The organism is Actinomyces sp. oral taxon 180 str. F0310 (genome assembly GCF_000185285.1).
GTDB lineage: Bacteria > Actinomycetota > Actinomycetes > Actinomycetales > Actinomycetaceae > Pauljensenia.
Genome location: NZ_GL622194.1, coordinates 804,159 through 820,440, shown reverse-complemented (window position 1 = coordinate 820,440; position 16,282 = coordinate 804,159). Strand labels below are relative to the sequence as shown.

The following is a 16,282-nucleotide window of genomic DNA, read 5'->3' as shown; positions in this document are numbered from 1 at the left end:
GGTTATGAGCATGTGGATAGGTTATGAGCATGCGGATAGGCAAATAACCTATCCGCGAACGACCTAGCCTATCCACGAGTGGCTAACCTATCCGTGAACGTGCGGCTACGGACAGCAATTTCGACGAGCTCAAACGAGCCGTCGAAACCTATCCGCGAATGCGCGGCCATGGCGTTTCGTCCCCGAGTGCTCACCGTCATGCCGCGCCCGAAGGATGGCAGCGATGACGTCCCGGCCTCGTCCCCGAGTGCCTACCCCTGGCCGGTTAGGGTCAGGTAGACCAGGAAGAGGTTGAGGGCCACGATGACCGCGGCGATGAGGAAGCCGCACACCCGCAGGGCGGTGGTGTTTGCGTACTCGCCCATGACCTCGCGCTTCGCGGTCAGCGACATGAGGGGAATGATCGCGAAAGGAATGCCGAAGGAGAGAGCCACCTGCGAGACGACGAGGGACCACGTGGGTTCGGCGCCCGCCCCGAGGATGACGAGCGCGGGGATCAGGGAGACGAGCCGACGCACCAGGAGCGGCACCCTGACGTGGAGCAGGCCGCTCATGATCTCGCTTCCCGCGTAGGCTCCCACTGACGTGGAGGCCAGGCCCGAGGCCAGCAGCCCGACTGCGAAGACCGTGCCGACGAGGGGACCGAGGGTCGCGGAGATCGCGGCGTGCGCCCCCTCGATCGTGTCGGTGCCGCTCTGCCCGGCCAGGGCCGCCGCGGCCAGGAGCAACAGGCCGATGTTGACCAGCCCCGCGACGCCGAGCGCCCAGTAGATGTCGATGCGGGTCGCGCGCAGCAGGCGTGCGAGGTGCCCGTGGGAATGCCGGGCGTCGGAGGTGGAGGGGAGTGCGGGGCCCGCCTCGTGGTCGTTGACCAGCGACGAGTGCAGGTAGACCGCGTGGGGCATGACCGTGGCGCCCAGCATCGACGCGGCAACCAGCACGGAATCGGTGCCGCGGAAGCGGGGGAGGAGGCCCGAGGCGACCCCCGCGCCGCTCGGAGGAGCGACGACCAGTCCCGCCAGGAACCCCAGCGTGATGATGGCGAGCAGCGCGACGATGATGGCCTCGAAGCGGCGTTGGCGCCCACCACCTTGGACGAGGAGGAGCCCCATCGATACGACGCCGATGATGACCCCGCCCCACAGGAGGGGCAGGCCGAAGAGGAGGTGGAGGGCGAGGGCACCCCCGATGACCTCGGCGAGATCGGTCGCCGCGGCCACGATCTCGGCCTGCAGCCAGAAGGCGATGCGCCCGGGGGGTGTCATGCGTTCTCCGAGCAGGGTGGGCAGGGACTTGCCGGTGACCAGGCCGAGCTTGGCGGAGAGATACTGGATCACCATCGCGAAGATGTTGGAGGCGAGGAGCACCCAGACTAGGAGGTAGCCGTAGCGTGCGCCGGCCGTGATGTTGGCGGCGACGTTTCCGGGGTCGACGTAGGCGACGGCTGCGACGAATGCGGGGCCGAGGAGGGGGATGAGTGTGCGGTGGTGGGTGTCCGAGGTGGTCATGGGTTCCTCGCAGACGACGGATGCGATTCGGCTACCCGAAATTCTACGCGCGTCGCGGGAGATCCGGGTGCTTCCCGGGTGCGATTGTGGCCACGTGTGGCCAGGTTTTCATTCCCGCGCGGGACAAGAGCTCGCGGTCACAAGCCAAAACCCCGTAGTCTTGGGGTGTGACTCCTGAAGAACTTGCTTGCCTCATCCGCTCGACGCTGCTGGACGCTGCCGCCGCCGGGCGCATCTCCATCGACCCCGCGCTGGTTCCCGACCCCGTGACCGTGGAGCGCCCCCGCATTCGCGAGCACGGCGACTGGGCCACCAACGTCGCCATGCAGCTGGGCAAGAAGGCCGGGATGGCCCCGCGCGACTTCGCCCAGATCCTCGCCGAAGACCTGAGCGGAGCCGAGGATATCGACTCCGTCGAGGTCGCGGGCCCCGGCTTCATCAACATCCGACTGGGAGCGGGGGCCGCGGGCGAGCTGGCCCGCACCATCGTCGAGGCCGGTGCCGCCTACGGCCGCAACGAGACCCTGGCGGGCCGCTCGATCAACCTCGAGTACGTCTCCGCCAACCCGACCGGCCCCGTGCACCTGGGTAGCGTCCGCTGGGCGGCCGTCGGCGACTCTCTGGCCCGCCTCATGGCGGCCTCCGGCGCCGCCGTGACCCGCGAGTACTACTTCAACGACCACGGCTCGCAGATCGACCACTTCTCCCACTCCCTCTACGCGCGCGCCATGGGCCGGGAGGTGCCCGAGGACGGCTACGGCGGCCAGTACATCGCCGACATCGCCGAACAGGTGCGCGCCGACGCGCGCGCCGCGGGAGAGCCGGACCCGATCACCCTGCCCGAGGAGGAGGCCATCGAGGTCTTCCGCGCTCGCGGCGTGGAGCTGATGTTTGCGGAGATCAAGGAGCGCCTGCACTCCTTCCGCGTGGACTTCGACGTGTTCTTCCACGAGGACTCGCTGCACTCCTCCGGCGCGGTGGCCGACGCCATCGCTCGCCTGCGCGAGCGCGGGGAGATCTTCGACGAGGGGGGTGCGGTGTGGTTGCGCACCACCACCTACGGCGACGACAAGGATCGCGTCCTCATCAAGTCCGACGGCCAGGCCGCCTACTTCGCGGGAGACGTCGCCTACTACCTGAACAAGCGTGAGCGCGGCGCCGATGCGGCCATCTACCTGCTGGGCGCGGACCACCACGGCTACATCGGACGCATGATGGCCATGTGCGCGGCCTTCGGGGATAAGCCGGGCGTCAACCTGCAGATCCTCATCGGCCAGCTGGTCAACCTCGTCAAGGACGGCGAGCCCGTGCGCATGTCCAAGCGCGCTGGCACGATCGTCACGCTCGACGACCTGGTCGACGCGGTGGGCGTGGACGCCGCCCGTTACGCCCTCGTGCGCGTGTCGATGGACACCCAGGTCGACATCGACCTGGACCTGCTCTCGCAGCACTCCAACGATAACCCGGTGTATTACGTGCAGTACGCGCACGTGCGCACCTGCAACGTTGCGCGCAACGCCGCCGCCCACGGGGTGAGCCGCGACGCCGGATTCGACCCCGCCGCCCTGGACACCGAGGCCGACTCGGCCCTGCTGGGTGCCCTCGCCCAGTTCCCCGCACAGGTCGCCCAGGCCACGGAGTTGCGCGAGCCGCACCGCATCGCCCGCTACCTGGAATCCCTGGCCGCCACCTACCACGCCTGGTACGGCCAGTGCCGCGTCACCCCCCGCAGTGACGACCCGGTCGAGGCCGGTCACGTCGCCCGCCTGTGGCTCAACGATGCGGTCACCCAGGTTCTGCGCACGGGCCTTGGCCTGCTGGGCGTGAGCGCCCCCGAGAGGATGTGACATGAACGAGGCCGACTCCGTCCCGGTTGGCTCCCTCGTCTGCCCCGGCCCCGAGGAGCGCCCCGACCTGTGGCCGTGGAGCGCCGCGCGCACGGGCGGCGTGCTACACGTGGGCGGCGTCGACCTGACGCGGATCGCCTCGGACTATGGCACTCCCACCTTCGTCCTTGACGTCGCCTCGCTGCGGGGGCGCGCCCGCGTGTGGGCCTCGGCGATGGCCGAGGAGTTCTGGGAGGGCTACGGCATGAGCGGCGGCGACGCCTTCTACGCGGGCAAGGCCTTCCTGAGCGCCGACGTCGCCCGCATCGTGGCGGAGGAGGGGCTGGGCGTCGACACCGCCTCCCTGGGGGAGCTCACGCTCGCGCTGCGCGCCGGCGTGGACCCCTCGCGCATCGGCCTGCACGGCAACAACAAGTCGGACCGTGAGATCCGTCTGGCCTTGGAGGCAGGCATCCACCGGATCTTCATCGACTCGATGGACGAGGTTCGCCAGGTTGAGCGCATCGCCGCCGACATGGGGGTCAGCGCCCCCGTCATGGTGCGCCTGAAGTCCGGCATCCACGCCGGCGGCAACGAGTACATCGCCACCGCCCACGAGGATCAGAAGTTCGGCCTGTCCCTGGCCAGCGGCCAGGCCCTTGAGGCCGTGAGGGCCATCCAGCGCGCCCCCCACCTGGACCTTCGCGGCCTGCACAGCCACATCGGCTCGCAGATCTTCGGCACGGCTGCCTTTGTCGAGGCCGCGCGAAAGGTCATCGACTTCGCCGCCCTCGTGCGCGAGCGCCTTGGCCTGGAGGTGTCCGCGATCGACCTGGGTGGGGGAGTGGGCATCGCCTACACCGCCCAGGACCCGGTGCCGACCTCGCCGGTGGAGGTGGCTCGCGCTCTGGCGGGCGTCGTGCGCGAGCGCTGCGCCCATCACGGCCTGCCCATCCCGCGCGTGACGGTCGAGCCCGGGCGCTCGATCGCCGGGCCGTCGATGGTGATGCTCTACCGCGTGGGCGTCGTCAAGGACGTGTCGCTTGAGGGCGGGGGAGTGCGCCGCTACGTGGCGATCGACGGGGGGATGTCGGATAACATTCGGCCGGTCCTGTACGGCGCTGCCTACACGGCGACCCTGGCCAACCGCGACGGGTCCACCGCGCTCGCCCGCTGTCGTGTCGTGGGCAAGCACTGCGAGAGTGGGGACATCGTCGTCCGTGACGTTGACCTTCCGGCCGACATTGCGGGCGGTGACCTGCTGGCGGTGCCCGCGGTGGGCGCCTACGGGTATTCCATGGCGTCGAACTACAATATGGCGACCAAGCCGGGCGTCCTGGCCGTCGAGGACGGCGAGGCCCACTGGTTCCTGCGCCCCCAGAGCGTCGATCACCTGCTCGCCCTCGACGCGGGCCTGGAGTAGCGGGCGCGTCGGGGGTGGAGGGGCAGATCTTGAGGAGTGAGCTTAGGTAAGCCTTGGTTTTGTTGTTACTGACAAAGTCTTGGATGATGGGCTGGGCTGCGAAAGCCGCCGACATCCTGACAGTGACACACGAAAGCCGAGGAATCATGCGCCGCACCGCCGCACGCATCGGGATCATCGCCGCTCTCGCCCTGTCCATGGGCGTGGCCACGGCGACCGCTCCTCCCACCCACGCCGACGCCCCCGCCCCCCTCGTCTCCGCGCCTCGCGCCAATGACGACGAGATGAACTACGCGATCAACCTCGCGAGCGCCGCCAGCGCCGAGGATTTTGAGCGCGCGCTCGCCCTCGTTCCCTCCGTCGGCGGGGCAGCGCTCGCCTCCTACCCCGAGATCGGCACGTTCTTCGCCCAGAGCGCCACGCCTTCCTTCGCCCCCGACCTGGCGGCCGCCCTGAAGAAGGCGGGGGTGGGCGTCCATTCCATTGGCCCGACCCGCGTGGCCCCGGTCCTCTACTACGAGCGCGTCCAGCTGCCCGCCCCGGCAGGCGCCCAGCCGCCGACCCAGGGCACCGAACCCGCGACGGCGAGCGGCGCGACTCCCGCCCAGGCGAGCGGCGCGGGCTCGGCCCAGACGAGCGGCGCGGCTCCCGCCGGCGGCCTGAGCACGGTTGGAGATGAAACCGTCACCGAGGCCGACTCCGGCACCGGGGAGGCCATCTTCAACTGGGGGGCCACGGAGATGAAGGCCGCCGAGGCCGCGGCGGTGGACGTGAGGCGCGCGCCCGTGAGCGTGGCCGTCGTGGACTCCGGCGTCGAGGACACCCACCCGGACCTGGAAGGGCGCGTCGACACGACTCGTTCCGTGAAGTGCTCGGTCAATGGCATGGCCACGCAGGAGGTCAACGGGTGGCGCGACGAGTTCTACCACGGCACGCACGTCGCCGGCATCATCGCCGCCAACCACAACGGCGTCGGCATCGATGGGATCGCCCCCAACGCGAGCATCGTGGCCATTCAGGCGACCAACGACAACCGCCTCATCTACCCCGAATACGTGGCCTGCGCGTTCATGTGGGCGGCCAGCCACGGCGTGGACATCGTCAACAACTCCTACTCGATGGACCCCTGGGTGTACTGGAACCCGACCGACCCCGAGCAGGCGGCCGGCCTGGAGGGCGCGACGCGGGCCATCAGATACGCCCAGGGCAAGGGGCTGGCGGTCATCGCCGCCGCCGGCAACGAGGGCGTCGACATCGACAACCCGAGCATCGACAACGCGTCTCCGACGGATGTCCCCGCTCCCATCAAGAACCGTCCGGTGGCCGGTTCCATCCGCGTTCCCTCCATGCTCGACGGGGTCGCCCAGGTCAGCGCCGTCAAGCAGGCCTACGGGGTCGTGCCCGGGCGCGTGTCCCTGATGCGCGCCGACTTCTCCAACTACGGAACGACCATCGACTTCGCCGCCCCGGGCGACCAGATCTACTCGACCGCTCCGCTGCTCTTCTACCGCAGCGGGTACGCCGTCGCGGATGGAACGTCCATGGCGACCCCGCACGTGTCCGGCGTCGCCGCCCTCATCAAGTCGATCCACCCCGAGTACACGGGCGCACAGGTCATCGACCTAATGCGCAAGCAGGCGGCCGCCAACTACGGCCTCCTCAACGCCCCGACCGACTCCCACGAATACCGGGGCGCCGGCCTGCCGATCGCCCTGGACGCGGTCCTGAAGGACCAGCCTCAGCCAGTCATCGGCCCGCTCGAGTATTCAAGCGACGGCCGCACCTGGCGCAGCCTCGACGGCGCTACGCTCGCCGGAACCGTGTCCGTTCGCGCCACCGTATCCGGCCCCGTGACCGCAGCCCGCATGGTGGCGGGGGAGCGCGAGCTCGCCTCCGCGCAGGGGGACGGGGCTGCGTCTGACACATCGGTGACGCTGCAGGCCGACGGCGTGGACGCGGCCAGTCTGCGCTCCCCACTGGAGGAGGGGCCGTTGAGCGTGCGGGTCGAGGCATCGGGCCGCAACAACGACCCTCGCGCGGACGACGACACCTCCGCTCAGGTGTCCTTCACGGTCGCCTCCGACGAGGACCAGGCCGGGCGCTGGGTGCGCGACGCGCTCGGCTGGTGGTGGCGCTTCGAGGACGGAACATACCCCGTCTCCACCGTGAGGCGCATCGACGGGCAGCTCTACCGATTCGACGCGCGTGGCTACATGGTGACCGGATGGGTGAAGAACGGGGGTTCGTGGTACTACCACGGTGTCGGCGGAGCCCAGGCGACCGGATGGGTGCAGGACGCGGGTTCCTGGTACTACCTGGACGACTCGGGCGCCATGGTCACGGGCTGGCTCCCCTACGCGGGCTCCTGGTACTACCTGGACGGCTCGGGCGCCATGGTCACGGGCTGGCTCCCCTACGCGGGCTCCTGGTACTACCTGGACGGCTCGGGCGCGATGGTGACGGGCACCCGCGTGATCGAGGGACGCGAGTACTCCTTCGACGCCGCCGGGCGCCTGCGCGAGCGGTAGGGTGACGAGGCGGGCCGCGCTCCTTCGGGTGCGCGGCCCGCGCCGAGCCAGCTGAACGTCCGCTTAAGCGACGCTGAATTTGTGCTTGGTGACAAACTCTAGGATCATGATCACACGCATGCACGCCGCAGTGCACGCACCAGTGAGTACCCGAAAGTTGAGGAATCATGCGCCGCACCGCCGCACGCATCGGAACTGTCGCGGCTCTCGCCCTGTCCATGGGCGTGGCCGCCGCGAGCGCCCCGCCAGCCTGGGCCGACAACCCCGGCCCCCTCGTCTCATCCACCCGCGCCACCGACGGCGTCATGAACTACGCCGTCAATCTCGCTGGCACCGCCGACGCCGAGGATGTTGAGCGTGCGCTCGCGCTCGTTCCCTCCCTCGGTGGGGCTGCGCTCGCCTCCTACCCGGAGATCGGCACGTTCTTCGCCCAAAGCTCCTCGGCCTCGTTCGCCCCCGACCTGGCCGCGGCGCTGTCCAAGGCCGGGGTGGGTGTCCATTCCATTGGCCCGACCCGCGTGGCCCCCGTCCCCGATTCCGAGCGCGTCGACCTGCCCGCCCCGGCGCCGCAGACGAATCCGGCCCACGCCACCAATCCGGAGGTCCAGGCGGACCCTGCGGAGAGCGAGGGGCAGGGCGGCGATCCTGAGACCTCTCCCGCAGGCGGCGGCACGGAGTCGGTGCGCGACGAGGACGCTGCCGAGGCCAGCGCCGAGGAGGCGGTCTCCAACTGGGGAGCGCAGGCCATGAGCGCGTCGGATGCCGCGGCCGTGCCGATGGCGCACGCCCCCGTGCGCGTCGGGGTCATCGACTCCGGTATCGATGACACCCACCCCGACCTCGTGGGCCGCGTGGATCAGTCGAGCTCCGTGTCCTGCAGTGTCAACGGCATCGCCTCCCAGGCCTACGGCTCCTGGAGGGACCCCTACTTCCACGGTACGCACGTCGCAGGCGTCATCGCCGCCAACCACAACGGCATCGGCATCGACGGCATCGCGCCCACGGCGACCCTCGTGTCCATCAAGGCCGCGGGCGCCGAAGGGCTCATCTACCCCGAGTACGTGACGTGCGCGTTCATGTGGGCCTCCAGCCACGACATCGACATCGTCAACAACTCCTACTCCATGGACCCGTGGCTGTACTGGAGCGCCACCGACCCGGAGCAGGCCGCCGGACTGGAGGGGGCGACCCGCGCCATCAAGCACGCCCAGGCCAAGGGCCTGGCGGTCATCGCCTCGGCGGGAAACAACGCGGCCGACAACGACAACCCCACAGTCGATAGCTCCTCGCCGACCGACACGGACAACCCCATCAAGGACCGTCCCGTCAAGGGCTCCATCCGGGTCCCCGGCATGGTCGCCGGGGTCAGCCAGGTCAGCGCCCTCCGCCAGGTCGGCTCCGGGGAGAACCCCGCGTGGTCGACCCTGGAGCGCGCCGCCTTCTCCAACTACGGCACGACCATTGACTTCGCGGCCCCCGGCGACGGCATCTACTCCACGGTGCCCACCTCCCTCTACGCCTCGGGCTACGCCAAGGCCAGCGGGACATCCATGGCGACCCCGCACGTGACGGGCATCGCCGCCCTGATCAAGTCCATCCACCCGACTTACACGGGCGCCCAGGTGATCGGCCTCATGCGTAAGCAGGCCGCCATGGAGTACACGCGCCTGGCCGCGCCCGAGGACGGCAAGGAGTACCGCGGCTACGGCTTCATCAACGCCCTGACCGTCATGCGCCGCGACCAGCCCCAGCCGACCGTGACCTCCATCCAGTACCGGGTGGGCAAGGGCGAGTGGAAGGACCTCGACGGGGCGACCCTGCCCGCCGGCCCCGTTTCCTTCTACGCGCAGGCCGACGCTCCGATCAGCCACCTCCACATGGACGTGGCCGGGCTGGCCAGCGTGGACCGCCCCGGCTCCGGCAAGTACGTGGACGAGCCGCTGGGCGTCTCCGCGGAGAACGTGGACCTGTCCTCGCTGATCCCGTCGGGCGCTGAGGCCGCGACCGCGCGCGTCCAGGTCAGCGCCAGCGGCATCAACCTCGACCGCCAGGCCGACGACGACACGGGCCGCGAGGCGGTCTTCACGCTCACCCGCGACCCGCAGGCCGTTCCCCAGCCCGACCCCGCGCCCGGCGAGGACAACCCCGCCCCGGGCGGCACGCCGATCGCCGGGATCACCGCACCGGCTCGCAGCGCCGACCAGCTTCCCGCCAACTACGCGGTCAACCTGCCCAAGGGGACGGATCGGGCCACCTTCCAGCGGGCCGTCGCCCAGGCCTCGTACCTGAGCGGCCTCGTGCTGGCCCAGTACCCGGCGTTCGGGACGTTCTTCGTCCAGGCGGCATCCCCGACCTTCTCACCCGACCTGGGCGCCGCGCTGGTCAAGGAGGGCATCAGCTACGACTCCATCGGCCCGACCCGCCAGGCCCCGGTCGGCGGCAACGAGGCCGTGGTTCCCATCGACTACGCGACCCGAGCCGCCGCGAATGCCGCGCTGGCGGCCGCGCCCACGTCGGACGCCGCCCAGGGCGAACAGGACGTGACTCCGGATCCGCAGACCGGCAACGGCTGGCACCTCCAGGCACTGCACGCCCTGGAGGCTCAGGGCGTGGACGTGATGCGCGAGCCGGTCACGGTGGGCGTCATGGACCAGTCCGTCGACGACACGGTGCCGGACCTGGCCGGACAGGTGGATCACTCCAAGTCGGTGTCCTGCTCGGTCAACGGCATCCCGAACCGGGACCCCGAGGCGTGGCGCTGGGACGACGCGACCCACGGCACGCACGTCGCCGGGTCGATCGCCGCCAAGCACGACGGCGTGGGCGTGGACGGCGTGAACCCGACGCTGCGCATCGCCGCCATCAACGTTGCCTCGCGCAACGGGGGATACTTCTACCCCGAGTACATCGCCTGCGGATTCGTGTGGGCCGCCGACCACGGCATCTCGGTGACCAACGGCTCCTACTTCGTCAACCCGTGGAAGTACTGGATGCCGGGCGACCCGGAGCAGGCGGCGGGCCTGGAGGCCGTGCAGCGCGCCGCCGACTACGCCGCCTCCAAGGACGTCATCAACGTGGTGGCGGCCGGGAACTGGACGACCGACCTGGACAACCCGCCCACCACCGACGACTCCTCGCCGGGGGACACGTGGGGCGCGTACCAGCGCGACGTGACGGGCGGGGTGTACATGCCCTCCATGCTGCGCTCCACCCTCGCGGTGTCTGCCCTGCAGCTGCCCGAGGGACAGGACCCGGCGACCGGCATGCTGGAGCCGACGTCCTGGTCGAACTGGGGCGCGACCTCGATCGACTTCGCCGCTCCGGGCGCGAAGATCTACGCGCCGCTGACCTCCTGGTATGGCAAGGCCTACGGCAACCTGTACGGGACATCGCAGGCCGCGCCCCTCGCGGCGGCCGTGATCGCGACGCTGCGCCAGGTACACCCCGAGATGACGGCCGAACAGATCGTGGCCCTGGCGAAGAAGCAGGCGAGCGAGCCGGCGAACCGGGGGCGCCTGAAACCGGTCGAGGGCCACGAGTACCGGGGCGCCGGCCTGCCGAACGCCCTGGATGCGGTCTTGAAGGACCAGGCCAAGCCCACCATCGGCCAGGTTGAGTACTCGAGCGACGGTGCGACGTGGAAGCCCCTGGCCGGGGAGAGCGTCTCCGGGCGCGTCTCGGTGCGCGTGACCGTGAGCGGCCCGGTGACCTCGGCCCGCCTGCTCGTGGGCGAGCGCGAGGTCGCCTCGGGTGCGGGTAACGGCGCGTTTGCGGGCAACTCGGTGACCCTCCAGGCCGACGGGGTGGACGTGTCCCACCCGGACGGCGCGGCGCGCTACGCGGGCGCCTCCCTGGCCACGGTCGAGGCCAGCGGGCGCAACAACGATGCGCGCGCGGACGACGACGCGACGACGACGGTGGCCTTCACGGTGAGCCCCACCCACGAGGGACCCGACGAGGCCGCGGCCGGACGCTGGGTGTCCGGGGCGCTCGGATGGTGGTGGCGTTTCGAGGACGGCACCTACCCCACGTCGACGCAGCTGCGCATCGACGGGGCGATCTACCGCTTCGACGCGCGCGGCTACATGGTGACCGGCTGGGCGTCTGAGGATGGCCGCTGGTACTACTACGGCCCCTCGGGCGGGCAGGCCAGCGGGTGGACGAAGGCGGGAGGCTCCTGGTACTACCTGGATCCCCTGACCGGCGCGATGGCCAGTGGATGGACGAAGGTGCGCGGCACCTGGTACCACCTGTCTTCCTCGGGGGCCATGACCACGGGCTGGCTGCGCGAGGGATCCACGTGGTTCTACCTGTCGCCTTCGGGGGCCATGGTGACGGGCTGGGCGCGCATCGGGTCCACCTGGTACCACTTCGGTGACGGTGGCGCCATGAGCACCGGCTGGCTGGAGGAGGGCGGCTCCTGGTACTACCTGTCCTCCTCCGGGGCCATGGTGACGGGCAGCCGGTGGATCAACGGCACGCGCTACGTGTTCGACGACCAGGGGCACCTGCTGCAGTAGCCTCCACGAGGCCGGGGCTCGCTCCCGGTTGAGTGTCAGAGAGGGGCCGCGCACTGTGCCGTGCGCGGCCCCTCTTGCGTGTCGCGCCTGCGCGGGAGAGATGTCGTGGGAGTCCCGTTCCCTTGGGACCTATTTCGTACTACACTGATGTCTATACGAAACTATGGAGGTGATCGCGTGCGAGTCCGGGTTCATCCTCGCGTCCATCGACGTCATAGTGACGTTGAGGATGACGATGTCATAGTGGCCTTCGAGGGTACGTTGCGTTCGCGTGCGCGCGATACGCATCCGATCCAGTGGGTCGGAGTTGGCCTCGACCGCAAGGGTCGGCTTCTGGAGTATATTGCGGTTGAGGACGAGCCTGATGGATGGCTTGTTTTCCATGCGATGCTGGTAACGCGAGCGGTGCTCGCAGAGGTTGGTTTAAGGAGGTAATGATGGCGACGTATACGTCAGCTGATGGTGCGACCTTCACTGATGAGGATCTGGAGCGTTGGGGGAACCAGGCCGAGAACGGTGTGCCTTACGACGGGAAGCATCTCGGTTCGTCTGTGGCCGGACGCCCGATTAGCGTTGGTGTTGGTGCTAAGCCGTTTACCCTCCGTCTTGATCGTTCTCGTCGTGCCAAGCTCGCTGAGGTGGCTCAGGAGCGCGGTACGACGCCGTCGCAGCTTGTGCGCGATTTGATTGATTCGCTCGAGTAGGGCCGCCTGCTGCAGTAACCTCCACGAGGCCGGGGCTCGCTCCCGGTTGAGTGTCGGAGAGGGGCCGCGCACCGTGCCGTGCGCGGCCCCTCGTGCGTGTCGGTATCGTCGCGCTCGCGGGTCAGGCTGCTACGCGGTGGGCGCCGTGAATCCCGCCCTCTCGGGCGTGGTGCCCAGGCGCGCCGCGATCAGCTCCTTGTCCGTCTCGGAGGCCAGGTCGCGCACCCAGGACGCGTAGATGGCCTCGTCGCCGTGGACCTCCTGCGTGAAGGGGTTGCGCCGCTTGGAGATGATCGCATGCGCGTGCCTGCCGAAGACCCACAGGTTCGCCGCCAGGGCGGCGGCGGAGATGAGGACCATCGCCGCGGGGTTGTGGGCGCTGCGGTGGGCGAACATCGAGTCCTGCATGAAGTGTGGGAAGGTCAGCACCACGGCCGACCAGAAGGTAAGCGTGTAGGCCCGGTACTGGATCCACGCGCCCCTCCCGAACCGCATGAGGGCGGGGATCGTGCACGCGGCCAGCAGCGCAACGCCCGAGTACCAGGCGCGGTCGGCCAGGCAGTTGTACACGTAGGCGAAGTTCCACAGGTCGTAGGCGATGATCCACCCGATCGTCAGGTCGCCCCACACGAGCGCGCGTTCCTTGCCCTTGGACACGAAGATCCCCACCCACCCGGAGATCGTCAGGAGGTTCAAGATCCCGGCGATCCCGTTCATGATGTTCCACGGCCCACCCCACGTGACCATCCCCTGGGAGGGGTCCACGCCGTGGATGCCGTAGCACTGGAAGTCCCGCACCACGGCCTCGGCGATGTTGAGCGCGAGGATCGTCGGGGGGATCAGCAGGTACCAGCGGTTGTGGCGGAGCCTGGGGAAGACCTGCAGGGCGACGAGGCACAGGGAACCGGCCAGCGCCGAGTACTGCTTGACGATGGGGAACCAGCCGGCCGAGGCCGTCCCCCGCGTCGAGGTCGGCCACCAGAAGATTGTCAGGGCGATGGGGATGAGGACGAAGAAGGCCAGGACCACCCACATGTTGCGTTGGGCGAGCCACGCGGTGACGGCCAGGGCCACGACGACCAGGAGGAGCATCGCGTAGTCCCACCACTGGCCGACCTCGAAGAAGAAGAGCGTCGGATAGTCCGGGGGAGTGATGCCGTCCATCAGCGCTGCTCCTTCCCCCAATCGGGCAGGTAGGTGCGCTCCATCTTCTGGCGGATCTGCTCCTCCCAGGAGAACTCCGGCTCGCTCCACCCCTCGAAGTAGGAGGCGTCGACCTCGCCCGCCCACGGGGTGCCCGGGCCTGTCGGCGGCCACGACGGGTCGTCGGTGACGGGCGGGCGGATCTCGGCGACCGCCGGGGCGGAGCGCCCGTAGCGGAACCACTGGGTGAAGGTGTCCTCGAACAGGGGAGTGCCGTCGTAGCGTCCCGCCGGTGTGCCCGAGTTGAAGAAGCGGCCGCCGAGCATGCCGCGCATAAAGCGCCCCGTCAGGTGCTGCTTCTTCTTGAACTCGAGGACGCGCTTGACGTAGAGGTTTTGCATGTGGGTCATGCAGCCGCCGATGAACTCGATGTTGACCCAGTTCAGGGCGGTCATGGCGGGGCTGGGCGGCTCGTAGCCGATGCGCCAGTGGTTGATGAGGCGCGTGCGATGGCCCGACAGGGGCACCATGTAGAAGCACCAGGCGGCCGCGAAGTGCCTCATGCCGGGGAAGCGGAAGGCGTAGGAGCCGGGGGCCTTGGGCGGGTTCTTCGTGTCGACCCACTGCACCATGTACTTGCCGGGCACGATGTCGGCCCACTCCATGGACATGCCGTGGAAGTCGAAGGCGGCGATGTCGCCGGGCATCATGGAGTCTTGTTGCTGGAACTCCTCCTGGATCTCGTAGGAGTTGAAGAAGGGCAGGCGCGCGAAGGTTCTTTCGAGGAACTCCGAGGAGAAGGAGCCGGACTTTTCGGCGCCGATCTGCTTGAAGAGGCGCCACACGGCGTAGGCGGGGGCGTCGATGGTGATGGCGTAGGTCGAGGAGTATCCGTTGTCGTAGTTGGCGTCGATGAGGTCGTCGCCGGGGTAGCGCCAGGCCTGCTCCTCGGGCGTTGCCTTGCCGGTGAGCTGGCTGAACGCGTACATGCCGCCCAGGATGGCGGCGCCTCCCGCCGCGGCGATGCGGCAGAGGCGGCGGGCGCGTGTGGCGTGTCGTGTCATGAGTCCTCCTCCTTGAGGATCGGGCGAGGGGCGGCTCCGCTGGTGCGGATCGTGGGGCCCCGGAGCGATCGGGATTCAGCGTTGAACCCTGCACGCTAGGTTAGTGTTTCGGACTATGATAGCCGACAACCATTAGCTTGGATGCAGTTTCAAAGGAGAACACTGTGGAGACTCTTTTCCTGTGGGAGATCGGAACCCCCAAGGTCTACGCGATCTGGCTGGTCGTCCTGGCCGCCCAGATCATCGTCGCCGAGATCAACCGGCGGTGGAACTGGACGATCTTCGCCGTGTGGACCGTCGGCGGCATCGCCCTCATGCCCTACGCGTGGATCCACGGCACCCCGATGGTGGGCTGGTTCCCCTTCGGCAAGTACGCGATCATGATCCTCACCGCCACCATGACCGGCACCGTCCTCGTCTACGCCAAGCGCAACCCCGCCAAGGCCCACAAGTACGCGATATGGCTGGGCGTGGCCCTGTGGGCCGGCCTGGCCGTCAACATCATGGAGGCCAACATCCGCGACCTGACGATCTACCTCAACGCGGACACCTACTACGCGTGCGGAGCGGACTGGCAGTGCCTGAAGCACGTGAACGACTCGCACACGATCGACATGATCGCTGGCCTGCCCGAGGCCCGGGGAGTGAGCGCCGAGCTGCACTCCGCGCAGTGGTACCAGGAGGTCGCCGCGAACCTCGCCGCCCGCCACGTCGGCATCGACCCCGAGACGGGATTCCGCACGATCGGCGGATACTGGAACCTCCTGTCCGCCGGTGCCGGGCTGCTCAACATCATTACCATCACGGGCCTGGGTAAGATCATCGTCACCTCGCCCGGCAAACGCACGGTGCGCGGCCTCATCTGGGTGGACATGGTGTGGCCGTGGGTGATCGCCTACGACCTGTGGAACCACGCGTTCTTGTACAACTCGCTGGCCGACTACACGTGGTACTGCACGCTCGCCCTGCTGCTGGCCTGCACGATCCCCACGTTCACGTGGGCGAAGGGCCAGTGGATCTGGTTCCGCTGCTTCACCCTGGTCTTCTGGATCTCCATGAACACCCTCCTGCCCGAGGTCCTGGTGCCCCCCTCGGACATCTTCAACTTCGCCACCATGGACCCGCGCGCCAACATCGCCTGCGCGGCCCTCGCGCTCGCGGCCAACGTCGCGCTGTTTGCCTACTGGCTGTACAAGATCGCGGTGTTCAGGCGCAACCCGATCACGGGGGTCCTGTACTGCGAGCTGGCCGAGTTCCGCACCATCGTGCGCGAGCACTGCGACGATCGCGACAAGTACTTCCTGGTGGATCGCATCCCCGAGACTCCGGAGGAGCTCGGCTTCGAGCCCGACTCGCCCACGCCCCCGCAGGACGGGTACCGCGCGTGGATGCCCTGGTGGCGGGGCGAGGACCGGCGGCATCCCTCCAAGAGGATGCCCGCGGGCGACTAGCGTCCGGTTTGTGTTGGTCGTTCGCGAGGCCTCCCTGGTCATTGGTGGGGAGGCCCCGATCGCGCGACGGTTACAGCGTATTGTTATTGTTTCGTGTCGGTTCTTGGCGTATGGT

Annotated in this window: 9 protein-coding genes; 6 read left to right on the top strand and 3 right to left on the bottom strand. The window is 68.9% G+C overall.

What is annotated here, in order from left to right; all coding sequences use genetic code 11:
* Positions 1–251: 251 nt before the first annotated feature.
* Positions 252–1,508: an Nramp family divalent metal transporter gene (locus HMPREF9006_RS03550; RefSeq protein WP_009212168.1), complete on the bottom strand. Its 1,257-nt coding sequence runs from the start codon at positions 1,506–1,508 to the stop codon at positions 252–254.
* A 167-nt stretch (positions 1,509–1,675) separates the two neighbouring features.
* Between HMPREF9006_RS03550 and argS the strand changes: the two genes are divergently transcribed.
* The 5 genes from argS to HMPREF9006_RS03520 all read left to right on the top strand — a co-directional run bounded on the left by argS (position 1,676) and on the right by HMPREF9006_RS03520 (position 12,509).
* Positions 1,676–3,355 (top strand): arginine--tRNA ligase, encoded by a 1,680-nt coding sequence (gene argS / locus HMPREF9006_RS03545; protein ID WP_009212167.1) that lies wholly within the window; start codon positions 1,676–1,678, stop codon positions 3,353–3,355.
* A gap of 1 nt (position 3,356) precedes the next feature.
* Positions 3,357–4,757, top strand: a complete 1,401-nt coding sequence (lysA, locus tag HMPREF9006_RS03540; RefSeq protein ID WP_009212166.1) for a diaminopimelate decarboxylase — start codon at positions 3,357–3,359, stop codon at positions 4,755–4,757.
* Positions 4,758–4,903: 146 nt separating this feature from the next.
* The gene (locus tag HMPREF9006_RS03535; RefSeq protein WP_034230999.1) at positions 4,904–7,285 is read left to right on the top strand and encodes a S8 family serine peptidase; all 2,382 of its coding nucleotides are present in this window, start codon (positions 4,904–4,906) and stop codon (positions 7,283–7,285) included.
* A gap of 167 nt (positions 7,286–7,452) precedes the next feature.
* The gene (locus HMPREF9006_RS03530; protein WP_009212164.1) at positions 7,453–11,805 is read left to right on the top strand and encodes a S8 family serine peptidase; all 4,353 of its coding nucleotides are present in this window, start codon (positions 7,453–7,455) and stop codon (positions 11,803–11,805) included.
* 434 nt (positions 11,806–12,239) lie between these two features.
* Positions 12,240–12,509: a CopG family transcriptional regulator gene (locus tag HMPREF9006_RS03520; protein WP_009212162.1), complete on the top strand. Its 270-nt coding sequence runs from the start codon at positions 12,240–12,242 to the stop codon at positions 12,507–12,509.
* 129 nt (positions 12,510–12,638) lie between these two features.
* On the opposite strand, the gene HMPREF9006_RS03515 is transcribed toward HMPREF9006_RS03520, so the two are convergent.
* Together HMPREF9006_RS03515 and HMPREF9006_RS03510 are read right to left on the bottom strand one after the other, a co-directional pair.
* Positions 12,639–13,673 carry a DUF5692 family protein gene (locus HMPREF9006_RS03515; RefSeq protein ID WP_009212161.1) on the bottom strand — a complete coding sequence of 345 codons (1,035 nt, stop codon included), beginning with the start codon at positions 13,671–13,673 and terminating at the stop codon, positions 12,639–12,641.
* Complete coding sequence (locus HMPREF9006_RS03510; protein ID WP_009212160.1) at positions 13,673–14,716, bottom strand: hypothetical protein; 1,044 nt, start codon at positions 14,714–14,716, stop codon at positions 13,673–13,675. Before HMPREF9006_RS03510 ends, HMPREF9006_RS03515 begins: the two co-directional genes overlap by 1 nt.
* Before the next feature lie 164 nt (positions 14,717–14,880).
* Between HMPREF9006_RS03510 and HMPREF9006_RS03505 the strand changes: the two genes are divergently transcribed.
* The gene (locus tag HMPREF9006_RS03505) at positions 14,881–16,167 is read left to right on the top strand and encodes a DUF5692 family protein (protein WP_009212159.1); all 1,287 of its coding nucleotides are present in this window, start codon (positions 14,881–14,883) and stop codon (positions 16,165–16,167) included.
* The last annotated feature ends 115 nt before the right edge of the window (positions 16,168–16,282 follow it).

What these genes read in the sequence shown, in the direction of transcription:
- HMPREF9006_RS03530 (WP_009212164.1), top strand. Translation starts at nt 7,453, where the DNA reads ATGCGCCGCACCGCCGCACGCATCGGAACTGTCGCGGCTCTCGCCCTG.
- HMPREF9006_RS03520 (WP_009212162.1), top strand. Translation starts at nt 12,240, where the DNA reads ATGATGGCGACGTATACGTCAGCTGATGGTGCGACCTTCACTGATGAG.
- HMPREF9006_RS03510 (WP_009212160.1), bottom strand. Translation starts at nt 14,716, where the DNA reads ATGACACGACACGCCACACGCGCCCGCCGCCTCTGCCGCATCGCCGCG.
- HMPREF9006_RS03535 (WP_034230999.1), top strand. Translation starts at nt 4,904, where the DNA reads ATGCGCCGCACCGCCGCACGCATCGGGATCATCGCCGCTCTCGCCCTG.
- HMPREF9006_RS03515 (WP_009212161.1), bottom strand. Translation starts at nt 13,673, where the DNA reads ATGGACGGCATCACTCCCCCGGACTATCCGACGCTCTTCTTCTTCGAG.
- HMPREF9006_RS03550 (WP_009212168.1), bottom strand. Translation starts at nt 1,508, where the DNA reads ATGACCACCTCGGACACCCACCACCGCACACTCATCCCCCTCCTCGGC.
- lysA (WP_009212166.1), top strand. Translation starts at nt 3,357, where the DNA reads ATGAACGAGGCCGACTCCGTCCCGGTTGGCTCCCTCGTCTGCCCCGGC.